This window comes from Amycolatopsis sp. FU40, assembly GCF_021903635.1.
In the GTDB taxonomy this organism is placed as follows: domain Bacteria; phylum Actinomycetota; class Actinomycetes; order Mycobacteriales; family Pseudonocardiaceae; genus Amycolatopsis; species Amycolatopsis dendrobii.
In genome coordinates this window covers 6,949,090-6,968,839 of sequence record NZ_CP091381.1, presented here as the reverse complement: position 1 = coordinate 6,968,839, position 19,750 = coordinate 6,949,090, and the positions used below count along the sequence as shown (strand labels likewise).

The window sequence follows — 19,750 nt, the reverse complement described above, 5'->3', positions numbered from 1 at the left end:
CGGTGGCCTGGGGCGATGGTTGAGCGGCAGGGCGGGTGGGCGCGCGATGCGGCAGCGCGAGGGGCGGCGATTGGGGTGGAACGGCGGTGGTGTGATGCGGCAACGCCAGGACAGCGGCAGAAGGCCGGTGGCCGTGCAGATACTGCCGAGACTAGGGACAGCTGAGCGGTAACCGTGGGAAAGCAACAGCGCGAGAGGGCGAACCAGAAGACACGCGAGCCTTCCGCCGAACTTAGTCGGTGATCCGGTCCGGCCACTCGCCCATCAAGGCGTTCTCCGCCGCACTCAACCCCGACACCTGCGGCAACACCGCCCGCAAAGCCGTAGCCGCCGCGGCTGGCCCGGGGGTCCGGGACACCGGCCGATCGGTGCTGATCGCCGCTTCCCGGCCGCGACCGACACCGCGAGGTTGCGGGAATCCGGCGACGTCGAGATCAGGCTCAAAGTCGCTCCCGAGCCGGCGGCGTGGACCAAAGCCGCCGCTAGAGACTCTGGCACCCGGAGCCGTCCGGCTGAAGCGACGCGGCTGACTCGCGCCGCGAGGATCTCCAGGGACTTCTCCGGCGCGGGCGAAGGGCCCGGACGGATGGTCATCAGCAGGTAGAGCGCGGGGTTGGCCAGTCCGAATTCCAGGTGCTGGTCCCAGCCCCGCCGCAGGTCCTCCAGCGGGTCCTCGGCGGGAGGCTGAGCCGTTTTCGCTTCCAGGTAATCCTGAACAGTAATGGCGTCGAGCAGGCCGTCCTTGCCTCCGAACAGCCGATAGATCGCCGGGGGCTGACGCCTGCCGCGGCGTCTTCGGGCCTGTTATCGGCGATAACAGGCCGGTGATTCCAGCGAACTCAGACGCGTCCGGCGATCCGGCGGCGGCGGGCGACCTCGGCCAGCAGCACCCCGGCCGCGACCGAGGCATTCAGCGATTCCACGCCTGCCGCCATCGGGATCGAGACGGTCGCGTCGCAGGTCTCGCGGACCAGCCGGGAAAGGCCGCGGCCTTCCGAGCCGAGGACGACGACCAGCGGGTCCGCGGCCAGGTCGAGGGCGTCGATGTCGACGGTGCCGTCGGCGTCGAGGCCGACGATCATCAGGCCGTCCGAAGCCCAGGCGCGCAGCTGGCGCGTGAGGTTCGTCGCGACCGCGATCGGCAGCTTCGCCGCGGTACCGGCACTCGTGCGCCACGCGACCGCGGTCATTCCGGCGCTGCGGCGTTCCGGCAACAGCACGCCCTGCGCGCCGAACGCGGCGGCGGACCGGATTACCGCGCCGAGGTTGCGCGGGTCGGTGACCCCGTCGAGCGCGACGAACAGCGGGGTGCTGCCCGAGTCGCGCGCGGCCTGCATCAGGTCGTCCGGGTGCGCGTACTCGAACGGCGGCACTTGCAGGCCGAGGCCCTGGTGCATGGCCCGGTTGGTCTTGCGGTCCAGTTCCTCGCGCGGGATCTCCAGGATCGAGATGCCCTTGTCGCCCGCCAGCCGGACGGCCTCGTTGACCCGGTCGTCGATGTCGATGTTGAGCGCGACGTACAGCGCCGTGCCCGGCACGTCCGCGCGCAGCGCCTCGACGACCGGGTTGCGGCCCGCGATCAGCTCCGGCCGGTCGGCCTTCTTCTGCCGGGCCTGGTCACGCTTGTTGGCGGCGTTGGCAGCGCGGTACGCCTTGTGCCCCGGCCGGTCCTCGGCCCTCGGCGTCGGGCCCTTGCCCTCGAGCGCCTTGCGCCGCTGCCCGCCCGAACCGACGACGGCGCCCTTCTTGGTGCCGGTCTTGCGGATGGCACCTTTGCGCTGTGAGTTGCCTGCCATGAATCCTCAATCTCTGCTGCCGCGGAGGAGGTCAGGAGTTCCTGACCGTCCATTGCGGACCGTTCGGGGTGTCTTCGACCGCGATCCCCGCCGCCACGAGACGGTCGCGGGCGGCGTCCGCGCGGGCGAAGTCCTTCGCCGCACGGGCCTCCTGGCGTTCGGCCAGCAGGGCTTCCACGAGCGTGCCCAGCGCGTCGCGAACGGGGGTGTCCGAGCCGCCGTCCGCCCAGTCCGGCGACAGCGGGTCGAGACCGAGCACGCCGGTCATCCCGCGGACCGTGCCTGCCAATTCGAGCGCCTTGGTGGTGTCGCCCCCGTCGAGGGCGGCGTTACCGTCGCGGACCGTGTTGTGCACCACGGCGAACGCGGCCGGGGTGGCCAGGTCGTCGTCCATCGCCGCGGCGAATTCCGCGGAGACCGGGCCGACGTTCACCGTGCCCGCCGACTCCGCCCGGCGCAGGAACGCCTCGATCCGCCGGTAGCCCTGCGCGGCTTCGGAAACCGCGCCGTCGGAGTACTCGACAGTGGACCGGTAGTGCGGCTGCACCAGGTAGTAGCGCAGTTCGGGCGCCCGGTAGCGCTCCAGCATCGCCGGGATCGAGACCGTGTTGCCCAGCGATTTCGACATCTTCTCGCCGGACATGGTCACCCACGCGTTGTGCAGCCAGTAGCGGGCGAACCCGTCGCCCGCCGCGTTCGACTGCGCGCGTTCGTTCTCGTGGTGCGGGAACACCAGGTCGACGCCGCCGCCGTGGATGTCGAACTCGGCGCCGAGGTAGTTGGTCGCCATCGCCGAGCACTCCAGGTGCCAGCCGGGACGCCCGTCGCCCCACGGCGTCGGCCACGACGGCTCGCCCGGCTTCGCGCTCTTCCACAGCGTGAAGTCGCGCGAATCACGCTTGCCGCGGGTCGGCGTCTCGCCCTGCTGGACCTCGTCGAGCTGCTGTCCCGACAGCGTGCCGTACTCCGGGAACGACTTCACCGAGAAGTACACGTCGCCGTCGACGGCGTACGCGTGCCCGGCTTCGATCAGCCGCTCCATCAGCTGGACCATCTGGGTGACGTGCCCGGTCGCGCGCGGCGTGACCGACGGCGGAAGGCAGCCGAGATCCTCGTACGCCTTCTCGAACGCCCGCTCGTGCGTCGCCGCCCACTCCCACCACGGCCGGCCGGCGTCGGCCGCCTTGGTGAGGATCTTGTCGTCGATGTCGGTGACGTTGCGGACCAGCAGCACGTCCAGTCCACTGTGGAGCAGCCAGCGGCGGAGCACGTCGTAGTTCAGCATGCCGCGGACGTGCCCGATATGCGGTACTCCCTGCACGGTGGCACCGCACACGTAGATCGACGCCGTTCCGCTGCGGACGGGAGTGAACTCCCGAGGGGCACGGGTCGCGGTGTCGTACAGGTGCAAAGCCACGAGGTAAAGGGTACCGGGGCCCGTCGAGGCGATTGTGGGAGACGTCGCAGGACGTCAGAGCACGCCGTGCTCCCGCAGCACGCCCAGCAGCGCGTCCGGCCGTTGCGCGGTGGGCAGCGGGTCGACCAGGGCGAACTGGCAGCCCAGCGCACGGGCGCCGCCGTCGGCTTCCTCGCTGTCCCCGACCATCAAAGTCTCCTCGGCGCGCACGCCGAGCTGCTCGATCGCGGACTGGAAGATCTCTGGCTCCGGCTTCACCGCTCCGACCTCGAAGGACAGGGTGAATTCGGCGACGTGCGCGTCCCAGCCGCGCTGGCCGAACGCGGGCCGGATGTCGAACGCGATGTTGCTCAGCACGCCTGCCTTGCGCCCGCTGCTCGCGACCGCCTTGAGCGCGGCCTCGGTGTCCGGGTACGGCGTCCACTGGTCCGGTGCGATGAGCTGCGCGTACAGTGCCTCGGCCTGGTCGCGCCGAGGCACGCCGGACAGCCGCAGGACCTCCAGGTACACCTTCCGGTGCAGCTCTGGGTCGCGGTCGCGGTTGTGCCAGGCGTACAGGTGCTCCTCGTCGAGTTCGACGGACTGCTCGACCGGTGCGGTCATCCGCCGCATCAGCTCGGTCTGCGCTTCGACGTCCAGCGCGGAGCCGTCGTCGTCGCGCACGTCGTCGAGCCAGCCGTCCTGCTGCTCAAGCCGGAAAAGAGTGCCGGAGAAATCGAACAACACCGCGTTGATGGCCACGCTCCAACCTTATCCGGCGATCAGGGTGCGATGCCGCCCGTTTGTGGTGCCTGGCTCACCTCCGCGGAACTCAGCCCGCCGGGACGTACAGCTCCACGAATTCCGGCGTCGCGTCGAGCCGCACCTTCAGGATCGGCACCGCCTTGTTCACCGGGTCGCCGCGGTCGTCGAACGAGATCATGCCGCTCGCTCCCGGCACCGCGGATTGTCCGTGCAGCCGGTTCCGCGCTTGCAGCACGTCCTGCGCGGTGACCTGCTCCGGAGACACCCGCGGGATGCCGCGGATGGCCCAGACCACGGTCAGCACCGCGTCGTGCGCCAGGATCGCGATGCCGTCGTCCAGCCGTTCGCGGGGGAAGACCGCCGTGAAGCAGCCGTCGCATCCTGGTTCTTCGAAGCTCGCGACGGCCGCCTTGTTGAACGACTCGGGATGGTCGCGCCAGGCCTGCGGGTGCGCGAGCCCTGGCGCGAGCACGGTGACGTTCGCCTGCAGACCGCGGCGCATCTCCGGGCCGGGCGGGCCGACCTGTGCGAGGTCGCCGGTCAACACGGTCAGGTGTTTATCGAGGCAGGGGCGCTGGGCGAGCTGCGCGACGAACGACTTCAGGTGGTCCTCGCGGCCGGCGAAGTACACGACGTCCGGGTTGTCGCCGCAGATGTTGGGCATCATCTGCAGGAACGTGTTCTCGATCCCGGGCAGGCTGGAGTCGTAGGACTCGGTGCGCCCGACGATCCGGTGCGCGGCGTCGGCGAACGTCTTGGTGAACGCCGTGGCCAGCGTCTTCGGGTACAGGTCGCCGGGGTTCTGGTCCTGCACGACGGTCGCGGTGTGCGCGGTCGGCTTCACGTAGCCCGCCATCGAACTACCGTAGGTCGAACTGGTCGGGGAGACCCGCAGGAACCCGGGGATCTGCGAGAACTCGTCGGCGGCAAGGTGCGAGGCGACGACCGGGATGCGGTGGTCGGACAGCTTCTGGATGGCGCTGCGCGCGGTGTCGAGGCTCAGCCCGATGCCGGTCACGCCCACGATCCGGTCGGCTCCGGTGCGGCCGATCAGGTCGTCGACCACCGGCTCCCACTGTTTGAGCTGGCTGCCGGGGTTGGCCAGCAGCAGCCGGATGAGCGGCACGCTGCCCCAGGACTGCGTTTTGTTCGCCCGGTGCTGGGCGACGTACGCCCCTTCGAGCTGATGGCGCACCCATTCGTGCGAGAGGATGTCGTGGTCGGTGAGCGTCATCGGCAGGAGAACCGCGATGGTCACGTACGGCTTCCCGGACCCGACGGTTTCGGCATTTTCCTGATGAATTCTGTTTTCCACATCCGCGAGGTCGGGAGAGAACACGAATTCGCCGTCAGTCGCGCCAATACATTCGGAATTCTCACCGCGTTCCTCGACGCCGGCACCGCACGTGCGGTTCGCCTCGCTGATCGCCGGGACGACGACGAACGCGGCGACGACGATGACCACGACCAGCAGCACCGCGCCGCCGCCCCACAGCCACTTCGCCCAGGCCGGCCGCGGCGGTTTGATCCGTTGCGTCATCGGTAGCGCTCCGCTCGCTCGTGCAGCAGCATTGATCCTCGTCCCCGGCCTTGGGCCAGATGGTGGAATCCGCTCTCGATCGTGGCGTTGAGGGTGCCGCCCGGGTCACCGAGCGGATCGCGCGCCAGCCACAGCGAAACGACCAGCCACGCCACGGTGGTCTCCAGTTCGCCTTCCCACTCGCCGACGCGCTGCTGTACCTGGGTGTATGGATCGGCGTTCTCCACCAGCCGGTTGGGCGCGGCGGTGATCGTGTCCAGTTCGGCCAGCCACGCCTCCGCGGTCGGCACGTCGAACTCGGCGTGCGGCGCGACGAGCGGCTTGCACAGATGCGTCACCACCGCGTCGACGTTCTCGAGCGCCAGGTCGTGGTAGCGAGCGGCGGCGACGCGGCCGTTCTTCTCGTAGAAATCACGGCAGCGCGTGTGCACCTTTTCCCAGCTCAGCGGGTGATCGTCGGCGCGCGTCGCCAGCTTCCGCAGCAGCAGCCGGCGCAGCCACGGATGCAGGACGTAGCGCGACGGATCGTCCGGATCCGCCCGCAGCCACAGCTGATCGGCGAGCTGCTTGAACAGCGGTCCCTCGCCCATCGGATTGCGCAGATCGAGAATTTCCTTGTGGAACAGCATTTCCACGTCGACCGCGGCGCTCGCGGTGACGAGTTCCTGACGGCTCGCGGTGGAAAAGTCTTGCAGCAGATAGTCGCACATCTCGGCGAGCAAGGTGGAATCACTGCCGTCCTCGGCGGTTACCTTGGTGTACAAGGCTTCTCGCAAGGTGTTCGGATTGGCCGGCTCGTACCGCGCGGCGAGCGTCTGCAGCACCTCCCGCACCGCGCCGGGGTGTCCGTCGGTGAGCCGGGACAGGAACCGCGGCAGCCGCGACGTCGGGTGCACGTCGTGCGCGGCGGCGACATCGACGACGTCGCCGCTGGAAAGCGTGCCGAGTTCCAGCAGGTACCAGGGGGACCAGCGGTTGTCCGGCTGGCCGGGGATCCAATCGGTTTCCACGTGCGCGGGCAGCCGCGGCACCGGCCAGTCAAGCCCGCTGGTCCGGTGCTCCGGGTTCCGGCGGATCTCCCGGTCGCTGCCGGGATGCGCGGTGACCATCGACCAGCTCTCGCCCCAGTCCGGATTCCACGTCCGGCTCGTCGCGATCACCACCAGCGGATCGGCCTGGTCCGGCGTGTGCCTGCGCGCCTCGGCGAGCGCGCGCAGGAAGTCCTGTCCGCCCTTCGTGTGCGCGTTGTCCAGCAATACCAGGCAATTCATCGTCCGGCGGGTGCCGGAGATGCCGGAGTACGCGCGGCGCAGGTCGGCGAGGAAGGCGTCGCAGATGATCGCGTCGACCGCGGCCCGGTCCTCGTCGTCGCCGTGCGCGTGCTTGGCGATTTCGATCAGGAAATCCTGGTGGTTGCCGTGCCCGGTCGGCATGGCCTTGACCTTGCCCATCAGCCGCCGCCGGTCGTACCAGCTGAGCCCGCGCAGCAGCAGTTCGGTCGCCTCGTTCCAACCGGGAAGGCTGTTGCCTGACGTGACGCCGCCGACGAGCTTCACCACGTCCACGATCGCGTCGCGATTGCGTTCCAGCGGCTGGTTTTTCGCGATCAGATCCCGGAGTTTGCGCAGCGCGGCCCGTCGGTCGCCGAGTTCGACCGGCGCGCTGAGCACGAGCATGCATAGCCACAGCCGGGGAAACGCGATACGGCCGAATTGCCGCCATTGCCTGCCGAGATCAAAAGCCAAGTGGCCCAGCAGTTCCCTCGGCTGAATCTGCTCCCAGTCGCGCCGCTCGAAATCGACGAGCGCGTGCGGGATGTCCTCGCACCGGGTGCGCAATTCCTCCAGCAGTGCCGACTTCCCTGATCCGCGCACGCCGAGCGCGACCGCGATCGGCAGCGGTCTGCTCTGTCCTCCCGGACGGGACAGCAGTTCCTCGACCAGCCTCCCGGTGATCGAACGTACTCCGGACAATCGATGCGCATCGACGGGCATCGTCCCCCTTTGGCCGGGCGGCCCCGCTCCCTGCCGCCGCAAACGTCGCGAAATAATTATAATGAGCGACGGGTACCCGCGCAGAAGTTAGCGGAGATCTTTGCCCGAGCGGCGAAGATCATTTTACCGGGCCGTGTTGTTCTCGCTGGTCAAGTATCGGGGAAAATGGAATATCACGATTTCCCGCGCGAGCGCATTTCGCTCAGCCGCGCACCAGCAGCGCGGTCGCGACCGCCGCGATGCCCTCGCCGCGTCCGGTGAGCCCGAGCCCGTCCGACGTCGTCCCGGAAACACTCACGGGTCCGCCGACCGCGTCGCTCAGCACCTGCTGCGCCTCGTCGCGCCGCTTCCCGATCCGCGGGCGGTTGCCGATGACCTGCACGGTGGCATTGGCTACCTGCCAGCCTTCGGCTCGCAGCAACGCACGCACCTCGACGAGCATGTCGGTGCCGTGCGCGCCGTCCATGCGCGGGTCTCCGGTGCCGAAGACCGCGCCGAGGTCGCCGAGGCCCGCGGCGGACAGCAGGGCGTCGCACAGGGCGTGTGCCGCGACGTCGCCGTCCGAGTGGCCCGCACAGCCGTCGGCGCCCGGCCACTGCAGACCGGCCATCCAGCATTCGCGGCCCGGCTCGATCGGATGGACGTCGACGCCGTTGCCTACCCGCAGATCGGTCACAGGGGATCCTCTCGGTCCCCGCCGGCGACGAGCGCTTCGGCGAGGGTGAGTTCGAAGGCGCTCGCGACGCGCATCGCGTCCGGATCGCCGGGGACGGTGGCCGCGCCCGCGGTGTCGGCGAGACCGGGGTCAGCGGAATCGGCGAGTGCGGAACGGAAAGCGGAAAGGGAAAAACCCACCGGGGTTTGCGCGCTGCGGAGACCGTCGCGATCGACGGTGGCGGTGACAATTCCGGATTCGTCGGTGGTTTTCACCGTGTCGGACATCGGCAGCACCGGCACCGCGACGGGCGCGCCGTCCCGGACCGCGTCCAGCACGTTCCGGACTGTCTGTTGTGGAGTGAACGCCCGCAGCGCGTCGTGCACCAGCACGACGGCGTCCGGGGAAAGCAGCGGCTCGACGGCGGCGAAGACCTGCCGGAGCGAGGAGCCGGGAACGACCCGGCAGTCGAGGCCGCGTAATGCCTCGGAAAACGACTTCGCACACCGCTCGGGGGCTGCGGCGACCACCAGATCGATTTCCGGTGTGCCGAGCAGCCCCCGCACGGTGTGCGTGAGTAGTGCTGCGCCGCCGACCGCCGCGAGCGCGAGCTCGGGATCGGCCGGACGGTGCGCGACAGTCACGAACGCGACGCTGTGCACCTGTGGGTTCATCAGGTCGTGATCGTAGGGAACCGGTTGCCTCGGCGGCGAACCGGAGGACCCAGGGTCAGACCGTCGCGGTCTCTAGAACCTCGTCGAGGAGCGTTTCCGCCTTGCCCTCGTCGGTGCCCTCCGCGAGCGCGAGCTCGCTGACCAGGATTTGCCGTGCCTTCGCCAGCATGCGTTTCTCGCCGGCTGAAAGTCCGCGGTCCTTTTCTCGCCGCCAGAGGTCGCGCACCACTTCGGCCACCTTGTTCACATCGCCGGAGGCGAGCTTCTCCAGGTTGGCCTTGTACCGACGAGACCAGTTCGTGGGCTCTTCGGTGTGCGGAGCACGCAGAACATCGAAGACCTTGTCCAGTCCCTCTTGCCCGACGACATCGCGCACGCCGACGATCTCGGCGTTGTCCGCGGGCACGCGAACCGTAAGATCCCCTTGCGCGACTTTGAGGACGAGGTACTTCTTTTCCTCGCCCTTGATCACGCGGGTCTCGATCGCTTCGATGAGTGCGGCACCGTGGTGCGGGTAGACGACGGTCTCTCCGACCTTGAAAACCATGTGTCCTCTGCCCCTTTCGCTGACTCCATCCTATCACGGCTGTTCGGCGGCCACCTAGCGACCCGGGATCGTCGTCGCAGGTCAGCGGCCTGAGCAGGGCTTGACAAACCGGTTTTCGCCGTGCTCATGCAGGTGAGCCGACAGCGCCCCGACCAGTGCCGTGGGATCCTTTGTGGACAGTCGATCGGCCGGGAACGCACACCGGTTCCGCGCGCGGAGAACCGCCCGGCTAGTCTTCGGGAAGGACGAGGCCGTGAAAGGGAAGGACTCTGACGTGAGGCTGCAGAATCGCCGCGTGCTCGGCGCAGGCGTGTCGGCGCTCGGCGCCGCACTCGTGCTCGCCGGTTGCGGAGCCGGTCAGATCACCCAGACCGACACCCAGCAGCCCGCCGTCAACGGCACCTACGCCCAGGTGAAGACGATCGTGCTGCGCAACGTCGCGGTGCAGTACCCGGCGCAGGGCCCCGGCTACGCGGCCGGTTCGCCCGCCCCGCTCACGCTCACCGTGATCAACCAGGGCCAGAAGGACGACAAGCTCGTCTCGGTCACCTCCGAGGGCTCCTCCGGCCCCGCGCAGATCTCCGGGGACACGGCGATCGTCGCCGGGCACTCGCTCGTGATCGGCCCGGCCGACGCGGTCGAGCAGGGCGCCCCGGCGCAGTCGGAGTCGGCCAACAGCACCCCGGCTTCCGAGGCGAACCAGCCCGCCGGCGGCGCGCCCGGCTCCGCCCCGAACAGCTCGGCGAACTCGGCCCCCAACTCGGCGTCGAACACGCCGCAGGCGGGCGAGAACGGCGGCGCGGCGAGCCAGCTCGGCACCGGCAAGGTCGTGCTGCAGGGCCTCAAGCAGCCGCTGTGGCCGGGCGCGACGATCAAGGTCACCTTCACCTTCCAGAACGCCGGCCCGATCGTGGTCGAGCTGCCGGTGGCCGCGCCCGCGCACGCGGGCTCCTGACCGCGTCGCCGCGATTTCTGTCGGTGTCCGCCGATAGCCTCGCGGCGTGGTGAAGAAGACCAGCACCGTCCACCGGTGCGCGGAATGCGGGTACGAAACGGCGAAGTGGGTCGGTCGCTGCCCGGAATGCCAGGCGTGGGGCACGCTCGAGGAGCGCGGCTCGGCGAAACCGGCGATCGCGCGGGTGGCCGCCGGAGCGCCCAGTGCGCCCGCCCGGCCGATCGCCGAGGTCGACGTCGAGGCTGCCCGGGCGAAGGCCACCGGCGTGCCGGAGCTGGACCGGGTGCTCGGCGGCGGGCTCGTGCCCGGCGCGGTCGCGCTGCTGGCCGGTGAACCCGGGGTCGGCAAATCCACGCTGCTGCTCGAAGTCGCCTACCAATGGGCGGTCACGGCAGGGCGTTCGCTGTACGTCACCGGCGAGGAATCCGCGGGACAAGTCCGGCTGCGCGCCGAGCGCACCGGCAACGTGCACGGTGAGATGTTCCTCGCGGCGGAGAGCGATCTGTCCGCGATCCTCGGACACGTCGACGCGGTGAAGCCGGGCGTGCTGATCGTCGATTCGGTCCAGACCATGGCATCGCCGCAGGTCGAGGGCTCGCCAGGCGGGGTCACGCAGGTTCGCGCGGTCACCGCCGGGCTCGTCGCGCTCGCCAAGGAACGCGGGCTGCCGGTCGTGCTCGTGGGACATGTCACGAAGGACGGTTCGGTCGCCGGTCCGCGCGTGCTGGAGCACCTGGTGGACGTGGTGCTGCAGTTCGAGGGCGACAAGCATTCGACGCTGCGGATGGTGCGCGGCATCAAGAACCGGTTCGGCGCGGCGGACGAGATCGGCTGTTTCGAGCTCACCGAGGAAGGCATCGTCGGCGTGCCCGATCCGTCCGGCCTGTTCCTGAGCCGGACGGCAGAGCCGGTGCCGGGGACCGCGGTCACGGTCGCGGTCGAAGGGAAACGGCCGCTGCTGGGCGAGGTGCAGGCGCTGGTGTCGAGCAGCGGCATGCCGCAGCCGCGGCGCGCGGTGAGCGGCCTCGATTCGGCGCGGGTCGCCATGGTGCTCGCCGTGATGGAGAAACGCGGCCGGATGAAGCTGGGCGACAAGGACGTCTACGTCGCCACGGTCGGCGGCATGAAGATCACCGAGCCCGCCATCGACCTGGCGCTGGTGCTCGCGCTGACCTCTTCGCTGCACGACGTGGCCCTGTCGCCGCGGCTGGTGGCGGTGGGCGAGGTCGGGCTGGCGGGCGAGATCCGGCGGGTGCCGAACGTCGGGCGGCGGCTGGCCGAGGCGGCCCGGCTCGGCTTCACGCACGCGTTGGTGCCGCCGGATTCCGGCAAGCTCCCGGACGGCATCCGGGTGCTGGAGGTGCCCGACGTGGCGAGTGCGCTCAACGCGGCGAACCACGCGAAATGATCAGCCTCCCGTCCGGTCGGTGGTCTCGGAGGAGAACTGCGCGGAGCTGACCAGAATGCCGGGCGAGAACCCGGTGACGGAGCTCGCGGAGAGCACCTGGAGGTCGGTCAGCTGAAGCCGCTTCCGGTTGATTGAGACGAGCACTTTGTACGGGCCGGCGAGTACCGCGTATTGCACGAAGTCCGGAGCGATCTGCACCAGCTGGAAGCCGAGCGTCGGGTCGTCCATCGCTTTCAGGAAGGCACCCCATAGCTCGCGCGACGCGTACCCGGAAGCGAGGACGTTCAGGATCATCCCGGTCGCCGACGGATAGCTGATGCGGCTGGGGACCTTCGTGGTGCCGTAGGTCGACGGTTGCGGCAGCGGCCCGTCGCCCGCGGGCGACAGCGTCGGCGGGATGCGGTCCTTCAGGAGGCGATTGGCCAGCATGGTCGCGTCGGTCGGCAGGCTCGCGACGAATTCCGGGGTCGGCCGGGACCAGCCAAGAGCGCCGGCGGGCGAATCTCCGGGAAAGCGGGCGTCGGGCGTGAACCGCCCGCCGGGCGCCGACTCCTCAGCCTGGGACGGCCCGGGCAGTTTCGCGCTGTCCCGGGGCTCCCCGCCGAGCAGCGTCGGCGGTTCGGAGCGGGTCCAGCGGCGTTTCCAGATTCCGGAGGGGTCGGCCGGGATCCACAGGTCCACCTGTTCCTTGACCCGGAACACACTGGTCCCGCCCACTAGCGCGGTGTGGCTGTACCTGGTCACGAGGTGGGTGAACGGCGCGCCCGCTTCCCGGCTCTCCGGCGGGGAACCTGGGCCCGCGGGAGCCAGCGTCGTCGGCGCGCTGGCGAGTTCCCGCACCACGACCACGCCGCCGGTCAGCACCGCGACCGCGGCGGCGACGGCGATCAACCGCCACGCGCCGGAGCGCTTTTTCCGTTGCGGGACAACCGGTTCGTCGGATTCGCTCACGGCCGCGGCGGCCCGCATCATGCTCGCGCGGGCCCGGTCGAGTTCGGCGCGGTCGGTGGCCGTCTCGTGCGGGTGCAGCGCGGCGAGGGCCTCGTCGAGTTCGGCGTCGGACCACAGATGCCGCACGGTGTCGTCGTTCACTGGTCTTTCGCCTCCTCGCGGGTCGATGCGCCTGCGTTGGTGCGCAGCCATCTGCGGATCCGGTGCAGCCTCGAACGCACGGTGCCCGGCGGGATGCCGAGCGCCTCGGCGACTTCGACCGGTTCCAGCCCGGCCCACGAGACCAGCAGCAGCGTGTCGCGGTCGGCAACGCTCAGCTTCGCGAGCGCGCCCGCCAGCTGTCCCGCGCGGGCCTGTGCGTCCACCTGCTCGGCGACCCGGTTGTCGTGCCCGCCGTGGCCGCGGTCGCCGGAATTCGCGAGCCGCGCCGTCGCTCGCAGCGCCCGGGTTTCGCTGCGGACGTGGTGGCGCAGCAGGTTCGTCGCGATCCCGTACAGCCACGAGCGCGCGGTGCCCAGCTCCGGCTGGTAGGACTCCCGGCGGCGCAGCGCGACGAGGAACGTCTCCGCGACGAGATCGTGCGCGGTATCCGGGCCGACGCGGCGCGCTAGGTAGCGGTGCATGGTCGCCGCGTGCGCGTCGAACAGCCGCCCGAAAGCCGGGGCGGGATCGGGTCCGCCCAGGTCGGGGCGGTCCTGCGGGCCGGCCGACACCGGCTCGGGACCGTCATGGGTCACCTGCATGCCTGTTCTTGCCCGCACGGCTGGCGAGCGTTCACGGCCTCACCAGATGGGGTGGTCGCTGAACTTCTCCAGCGTGCTCACCGACGGCCGCACGAACCAGAGCCCGGCACTGTAGCCGATCAGGCCGATGGCGAAATTCGCGAAGGTGGCGAGCAGTTCGGTCAAGCCGAGCTTGCCGTGGTTGCCCCAGAGATCCACCAGCGCGGACACCCCGAGCGCGATCAGGCAGCTGCCCGACAGCACGGTGAAACAGGTGGTCAGCGCCGTGCGCGTGCCGCGGGCCCTGGCGATCACCAGGTAGTCGCCTTGCAGGCAGCGGCGCGCGGACAGCACCACCACGGCGATGGCGAGCACGGACAGCATCGGCAGCAGCAGCGCGACGAGACCGAGCAGCCCGCGCGGCAGGCTGTGCCCGTGCAGCGGACGGTTCACGAGCGCGGTGATCCCGAAAACGAGCAGCGTGCCGATCGCCAGCGAAACCCCGATGACCACGGAAGCGACGCGCACCCGGGCGGCGAACAACGGCGGCAGCGGGGCGTACTCCGCGGACTGCTGCCCGTAGTACTGCTTCACCGCATCACCTCCGCGCCGGCAACCCGAACGAACGTGCAAATGCTCGTGAAGACCACCTTAACGGAATGCGATTCCGGCAAGGCGGCCTTCACGGCACTTGTCACCGAGGCGTGCTAAGGGTCTTGCCTGATCAAGCCTTCTCTGCCAGCAGATTCGCGCACCGGATCAGCCCGATGTGCGAGTACGCCTGCGGGTGGTTGCCGAGCGAACGCTCCGCGACCGGGTCGAACTGCTCCGGCAGCAGCCCGGTCGGGCCCGCCGCGTCGACGATCTGCGCGAACAGCTCTTCGGCCTCGTTGCGCCGCCCGGTGCACAGGTACGCCTCGATCAGCCAGGCCGCGCAGATGTGGAAGCCGCCTTCCCCGCCGGGGAGGCCGTCGTCGCGCCGGTAGCGGTACACCGTGGAACCGCTGCGCAGTTCGGCTTCGATCGCCGTCACGGTCTTCTGGAACCGGTCGTCCGCCGGGTCGATGAGGCCGGTGAGGCCCACGAACAGGGACGCCGCGTCGAGGTCGGTGCCGTCGTAGGCGGTGGTGAACGCCTGCACCTCCTCGTTCCATCCGTGCTCGAGCACGTCGGCCTTGATCCGGTCGCGCAGCTGGGGCCAGGCGCCCGGGACGTCGCGGCCGTACTCGTCGCCGAGGCGCACCGCGCGGTCGATGGTCACCCAGCACATCACCCGCGAGTACACCCGGTGCCGCGGCACGTGCCGCTCTTCCCAGATGCCGTGGTCCGGCTCGTTCCAGCGCCGCGTGACGGCCTCGGCCATCGCGCGCACCATCTGCCAGTCCTCGTCGCGCAGTTCGCCGCGGACCTCAGCCAGCGTGGCGACCAGTTCCACGACCGGGCCGAACACGTCGAGCTGCACCTGGTGGTTGGCGAGGTTGCCGACGCGCACCGGCCGCGAACCGGCGTACCCGGGCAGCGATTCGATGACCGCCTCCGCGCCGATGACGCTTCCGGCCAGCGTGTACAGCGGGTGCAGCCGCTCCGGGCCCGCCAGCGTGGCGAGCACGCCGTGCAGCCACTTCAGATAGCCCTCGGCTTCCTCGTGCGAACCGAGGTGCACCAGTTCGCGCACGGTCATCGCGGCGTCGCGGATCCAGCAGTAGCGGTAGTCCCAGTTGCGGACCCCGCCGATCTCCTCCGGCAGCGACGACGTCGCGGCGGCCAGCACGCCGCCGGTGTCGGTGTTGACCAGCCCGCGCAGGGTCAGCGCGGAACGGCGCACCAGTTCGGTCTGGACGGTCGGCAGCTTGAGCTTCGCCGCCCAGTCGCTCCAGTACCGGCCCGCCCGGTCCCGGCGGTCCACTTCGGACAGTTCATGCGCGGCGAGCTCCGTGGTGCCGCACCGCAATTCGAGCACCACCGGCTGCTCCGGCGTCGGCTGGACGAGCGCGGTCGCGGTGTCCTGCAGCCCGTCGGAGGCGATCGACCATTCGACGCCGGGCGAGCGCAGCACGAACGGCTCCGAGGTGCCCAGGACGCGCAGGCCCTCGGCCTCGGCGACCAGTTTCACCGGCACACCGCCGAATTCCGGCCGCGGCGCGAACACGACCTGTGCCACCGCCTCGCCGGAGATCACGCGCACGAGGTCGGTGCGGTGCCCGGGGCTCTCCGGTTCGAGGTAGTCCGTGACGAGCAGCCGCGACCAGCGCGTTTCGACCGTCATCGTGTTCGGCAGGTACCGCTGGCCGAGCGGGAGCCCGTTGCGGTGCGGTTTGATCGAGAAATGCCCGGCACCCGGACCGCCGAGCAGGTCGGCGAACACCGCGGGGGCGTCCGGGCCGGGGTGGCACAGCCAGGTCAGCTTCGCGTCCGGCGTCACCAGCGCGACCGAGCGCTCGTTGGCGAGCAGCGACAGCCGCTCGATCGGCGTCGCGGACTCGCCGTAGAGCCAGTTGCGCCGCTCTTCCAGCAGGAACGCGAGCACCATCGCGACGTCGACGGTGTCGGGCACGTGGTACTCGGCGAGCGATTCGCCGTCGCCGACCTTGATGCCGAGGTCCGGACCGGCCAGCCGGGCGAACGCCTTCTCGTCGGTGACGTCGTCGCCGAGGAAGACCGCCGCGGTGGCCCCGACCTGGTGGCGCAGGGTGTCCAGCGCGTTGCCCTTGTCGGTCTTCACGACCGCCAGCTCGACGACTTCCTTGCCGTCGGTGGTCGTGACGCCTTCCCACTTCGACGGGCCCTCGTGCACGTCCGCGAGGACGCGTCGGCCCGCGTTGTGCTCGGCGCGGCGCACGTGCACCGCGATGCTCGCCGGCTTGACCTCCAGCGACACCCCGGGCACGTCGAGCACCAGCTGTTCCAGCTCGTGCTCGAGCCGCCGGTGCAGCGCCTTCGCGTCCTCGTCGAGGGCGTGGATGAAGCCGATGTCGAACTCGGATCCGTGGCTGCCGACCAGGTTCACCTCGGACGGCAGCCGCGACAGGGTCGCGAGGTCCCGCAGGGCCCGGCCGGAAATCACGGCGGTGGTCGTTTCGTGCAGGCCGGCGAGAGATCTCAACGCACCCACGGACTCAGGCAGCGGCCGCGCCTCGTCCGGGTTCGCGGTGATGGGGGCCAACGTGCCGTCGTAGTCGCAGGCGACCAGCAGGCGCGGGGTACGGGCGATCTGCACGATCGCGCGCCGTAGTTCCGCGGGCAACGCCTCGGCGGTCAACACTCCTCCTCAGGAGGTCCAGCGCGGTACGGGGGAGGGGGTCAGTCGGCCGGTTCGGCACCCAGCGCCTGGAGGAACGAACGCGCCCACCGGTCGACGTCGTGGGTGAGGACCTGGCGACGCATGGCGCGCATCCTGCGTCGGCCCTCGGCGGGGTCGAGCGTAATGGCAGCCTCCAACGCGTTCTTCACCCCGTCCAGATCGTGCGGGTTGACGAGGAAAGCGCTGGTCAGTTCGGCCGCCGCGCCGGCGAACTCGCTGAGCACCAGCGCGCCGCCGAGATCGGGACGGCACGCGACGTACTCCTTGCAGACGAGATTCATCCCGTCGCGCAGCGGAGTCACCACCATGACGTCGGCCGCGGAGAAGAAGGCGGCCAGCTCGGTGCGGTTCACGGATTGGTGCAAATAGTGCACGACCGGGTGGCCGACGCGGGCGAACTCGCCGTTGATCCGGCCGACCATCTGCTCGATCTCGCCGCGCATCCGCTGGTAGTGCTCGACGCGTTCGCGGCTCGGCGTGGCCAGCTGCACGAACGTGACGTCGCCGGGTTCGAGCCGGCCCTCGTGCAGCAGTTCGTGCAAAGCCTGCAGCCGCAGGTCGATGCCCTTGGTGTAGTCGAGCCGGTCGACGCCGAGCAGCACCGCCTTGGGGTTGCCGAGGTCGCGCCGGATCTGCTTGGCGCGCTCGCCGACGCCTTTGCTGCGGGCGAGCGAGTCGAGGCCGGCCGCGTCGATGGAGATCGGGAACGCGCCGACGCGCACCGTGCGGTCGCCGACCTGCACCATGCCCGGCCGGGACCGGACGCCGACCGCGCCTCGGGTGGGTTCGAGGCCGACGAGCTGCCGGGCCAGCCACAGGAAGTTCTGCGCGCCGCCGGGCCGGTGGAAGCCGATCAGGTCCGCGCCGATCAGGCCGCGCACGATCTCCGCGCGCCACGGGAGCTGCATGAACAGCTCGACCGGCGGGAACGGGATGTGCAGGAAGAAGCCGATGCGCAGGTCGGGCCGCAGTTCGCGGAGCATCCGGGGCACCAGCTGCAGCTGGTAGTCCTGGATCCACACGGTCGCGCCCTGGGCCGCGACGGTGGCGCTGGCCTCGGCGAAACGCTGGTTGACCTTCACGTAGCTGTCCCACCACGCCCGGTCGAAGACCGGCCGGGCGACCACGTCGTGGTAGAGCGGCCAGAGCGTGGCGTTGGAGAAGCCCTCGTAGTAGTCGCGGACCTCGGCCGAGGTGAGCGACACCGGGTGCAGGACGAGCCCGTCGTCGTCGAACTCGTCCACCTCGACGTCCGGCACGCCCGGCCAGCCGACCCACGCGCCCTTGCGGGACCTCAGGAACGGTTCGAGTGCCGAGACCAGCCCGCCGGGACTGGCTGTCCAGCGCTGTTCTCCGTCCGCGGTCCGTTCGAGGTCGACGGGCAGCCGGTTGGCCACCACGACGAAATCCGCGGACGGTGCGCTGTTCCGGTCGGCAATCGCGTCAGTCACTCCAGCTGCTCCCTCGTCATCGGCGGGTCGCGGCCCCAAGAGAAACCCTAGCGCGCGCGGAGTGACCGGCCGGTGACCAACTGGTTACTCCAAACGCCGTTCGGTCGGCTCCATCGGCCCGGCGAGCCGGGGGCCGGAGAGCTTCCGCTCGAGCCTGCCGAGCCCGGTGCGGACCGGCTGGGCGAGGTATTCGCCCAGTACAACGCCCGCCGCGAGGGCGAGCCCGATGGCGACCGCGGTCATCAGGGTCGAGATGTTCCCGCCTGGCGAAACCGCTAATTGGTATAGACCACGATAGGTGGAGAGGCCGGGGAGCAGCGGAGTGATCCCGGACACGGCGACCACGAGCGGAGTAACTTTCAGCCGCCGCGCCATCACGCCCCCGCAGAACCCGACGAGCGTCGCCGCGATCGCCGAAGCGCTCACCGCGTCGAGCGTCGCGATGATCAACGCGCCGTACACGAGCGCGCCGATCCCGCCCGCCGCGGCGGCGACGAGCATCGCGCGCAGTTTCGAGTACGAGGCGAGCGCGAAGCAGGCGGCCGCGCCGGCCCCGCCGACAACGATGATCGGCAGGTGTTGCGCGGTCGAGACGGGGACGTCGGGCAACGGGGTGCGCGGCAGTTCGAGCATCACCGCGATCCGCAGCGCGAGCACGACGCCCGCGATCAACCCGGCACTCATCAACGCGGTTTCCATCGTGCGTCCGGACGCGGTGACGTAGTACCCGGTGATCCCGTCCTGCACCGCGGAAACCGTGGAGAGCCCCGACAACAGCACGGTGACCGCCGCCGCGACCACGAGTGTCGGCCGGTCGGTGGTGAGAATGTTGCTGCTGACGATGATCATCGCCGACAGCGTCGCGAACAGCCCGCCGACCACCTGCTGGAAGAAGAACGGCAGGTTGACCTTGTTGAGCAGCCTGCCGATCCGGTCGACCGCGGCGGAGATGACCACGGCGACGAGCGCGATGTCGAGGCCGCCGCCGAGCAGCAGCGTGATGAACCCGGCCAGTCCGCCCCAGGCAGCGGTCGCGGTCCAGCGCGCGTACGGGTGCGGCGCCGAGGTGATCCGGTCCAGTTCGGTGACCGCTTCCTCGGCCCCGGTGCGGCCGCGGACGATCTGGCGCACGAGCGCCTCGGTTTCGGTCAGCCGGGTGTAGTCGAGACTGCGCGAACGGACCACTCGCAACGCGGTCACCGGCGCGAGGTCGGTCCCGCGGTGACAGGTGACGGTGATCGACGTGAAGATGACGTCGACCTCGCAGTGCGGCAGCCCGAGCGCGGAGGTGAGCGCGAGAATGGTCGCGGTGACGTCGGAAGCCCCGGCGCCGCTGGCCATCTGCACTTCGCCGATCCGCAGCGTGAGATCCAGAACGAAGTTGACGGTCGCGTCGTCCGGCGGCTTGGGACCGATCGCCTCTTCGGACTCGACCGCGGGTTGTTCCGCCGTCGGAGCCTCGAGAATGTGCCAAGCGCGACGGCGCAGCAGATTCGGCCGATGCCGCTGGCTGGACCGCGGGTGCGGAGGCTCGAGAATCGGCCACCGTCTGCGCGCAGTCCCCTGGCCGGCACGCTCGTTGATCTTCATGATCG

General features: G+C 70.0%; 17 protein-coding genes. 2 read left to right on the top strand and 15 right to left on the bottom strand.

The annotated features are described in order from the left end of the window. Positions 1-232: 232 nt before the first annotated feature. The 9 genes from L3Q65_RS47425 to L3Q65_RS32695 form a co-directional block, all read right to left on the bottom strand. Positions 233-358 carry a hypothetical protein gene (locus tag L3Q65_RS47425; protein WP_255751076.1) on the bottom strand — a complete coding sequence of 42 codons (126 nt, stop codon included), beginning with the start codon at positions 356-358 and terminating at the stop codon, positions 233-235. 481 nt (positions 359-839) lie between these two features. Then, positions 840-1,796 carry a 23S rRNA (guanosine(2251)-2'-O)-methyltransferase RlmB gene (rlmB, locus tag L3Q65_RS32730; protein ID WP_182895741.1) on the bottom strand — a complete coding sequence of 319 codons (957 nt, stop codon included), beginning with the start codon at positions 1,794-1,796 and terminating at the stop codon, positions 840-842. Between the two features lie 31 nt (positions 1,797-1,827). Beyond that, positions 1,828-3,213: a cysteine--tRNA ligase gene (gene cysS, locus L3Q65_RS32725; RefSeq protein WP_237597461.1), complete on the bottom strand. Its 1,386-nt coding sequence runs from the start codon at positions 3,211-3,213 to the stop codon at positions 1,828-1,830. Between the two features lie 54 nt (positions 3,214-3,267). Next, complete coding sequence (locus L3Q65_RS32720; RefSeq protein WP_182895739.1) at positions 3,268-3,954, bottom strand: HAD family hydrolase; 687 nt, start codon at positions 3,952-3,954, stop codon at positions 3,268-3,270. A 70-nt stretch (positions 3,955-4,024) separates the two neighbouring features. Continuing rightward, entirely contained in the window at positions 4,025-5,497 is a 1,473-nt protein-coding gene (locus L3Q65_RS32715) for a hypothetical protein (RefSeq protein WP_237597460.1), read from the bottom strand. After that, a complete protein-coding gene (locus L3Q65_RS32710) occupies positions 5,494-7,491 on the bottom strand; it encodes a hypothetical protein (RefSeq protein WP_182895737.1) in 1,998 nt (665 codons plus the stop codon). Before L3Q65_RS32710 ends, L3Q65_RS32715 begins: the two co-directional genes overlap by 4 nt. Before the next feature lie 202 nt (positions 7,492-7,693). After that, positions 7,694-8,158, bottom strand: a complete 465-nt coding sequence (gene ispF, locus L3Q65_RS32705) for a 2-C-methyl-D-erythritol 2,4-cyclodiphosphate synthase (RefSeq protein ID WP_237600972.1) — start codon at positions 8,156-8,158, stop codon at positions 7,694-7,696. A 5-nt stretch (positions 8,159-8,163) separates the two neighbouring features. After that, complete coding sequence (locus tag L3Q65_RS32700; RefSeq protein ID WP_237600971.1) at positions 8,164-8,808, bottom strand: 2-C-methyl-D-erythritol 4-phosphate cytidylyltransferase; 645 nt, start codon at positions 8,806-8,808, stop codon at positions 8,164-8,166. A 67-nt stretch (positions 8,809-8,875) separates the two neighbouring features. Beyond that, on the bottom strand, positions 8,876-9,367 hold the full coding sequence (locus tag L3Q65_RS32695) for a CarD family transcriptional regulator (RefSeq protein WP_009084200.1): 492 nt from the start codon (positions 9,365-9,367) through the stop codon (positions 8,876-8,878). A gap of 274 nt (positions 9,368-9,641) precedes the next feature. Between L3Q65_RS32695 and L3Q65_RS32690 the strand changes: the two genes are divergently transcribed. Both L3Q65_RS32690 and radA read left to right on the top strand, forming a co-directional pair. Then, positions 9,642-10,322 (top strand): hypothetical protein, encoded by a 681-nt coding sequence (locus tag L3Q65_RS32690; protein ID WP_237597459.1) that lies wholly within the window; start codon positions 9,642-9,644, stop codon positions 10,320-10,322. Positions 10,323-10,368: 46 nt separating this feature from the next. Next, positions 10,369-11,730 carry a DNA repair protein RadA gene (gene radA / locus L3Q65_RS32685; protein WP_182895735.1) on the top strand — a complete coding sequence of 454 codons (1,362 nt, stop codon included), beginning with the start codon at positions 10,369-10,371 and terminating at the stop codon, positions 11,728-11,730. Here the strand turns inward: radA and L3Q65_RS32680 are convergent, their stop codons facing one another. From L3Q65_RS32680 to L3Q65_RS32655, 6 genes are all read right to left on the bottom strand, one after another. Next, the gene (locus tag L3Q65_RS32680; RefSeq protein WP_237597458.1) at positions 11,731-12,822 is read right to left on the bottom strand and encodes a hypothetical protein; all 1,092 of its coding nucleotides are present in this window, start codon (positions 12,820-12,822) and stop codon (positions 11,731-11,733) included. Continuing rightward, positions 12,819-13,424: an RNA polymerase sigma factor gene (locus L3Q65_RS32675; RefSeq protein WP_237597457.1), complete on the bottom strand. Its 606-nt coding sequence runs from the start codon at positions 13,422-13,424 to the stop codon at positions 12,819-12,821. The genes L3Q65_RS32680 and L3Q65_RS32675 overlap by 4 nt, the downstream gene beginning before the upstream one ends. A gap of 39 nt (positions 13,425-13,463) precedes the next feature. Then, entirely contained in the window at positions 13,464-13,997 is a 534-nt protein-coding gene (locus tag L3Q65_RS32670) for a hypothetical protein (RefSeq protein WP_182895732.1), read from the bottom strand. A gap of 130 nt (positions 13,998-14,127) precedes the next feature. Further along, complete coding sequence (otsB, locus tag L3Q65_RS32665; RefSeq protein ID WP_182895731.1) at positions 14,128-16,662, bottom strand: trehalose-phosphatase; 2,535 nt, start codon at positions 16,660-16,662, stop codon at positions 14,128-14,130. Between the two features lie 41 nt (positions 16,663-16,703). Next, positions 16,704-18,155 carry a trehalose-6-phosphate synthase gene (locus L3Q65_RS32660; RefSeq protein ID WP_182895730.1) on the bottom strand — a complete coding sequence of 484 codons (1,452 nt, stop codon included), beginning with the start codon at positions 18,153-18,155 and terminating at the stop codon, positions 16,704-16,706. 84 nt (positions 18,156-18,239) lie between these two features. Then, on the bottom strand, positions 18,240-19,745 hold the full coding sequence (locus L3Q65_RS32655) for a threonine/serine exporter ThrE family protein (RefSeq protein ID WP_182895729.1): 1,506 nt from the start codon (positions 19,743-19,745) through the stop codon (positions 18,240-18,242). Positions 19,746-19,750: the final 5 nt, after the last annotated feature.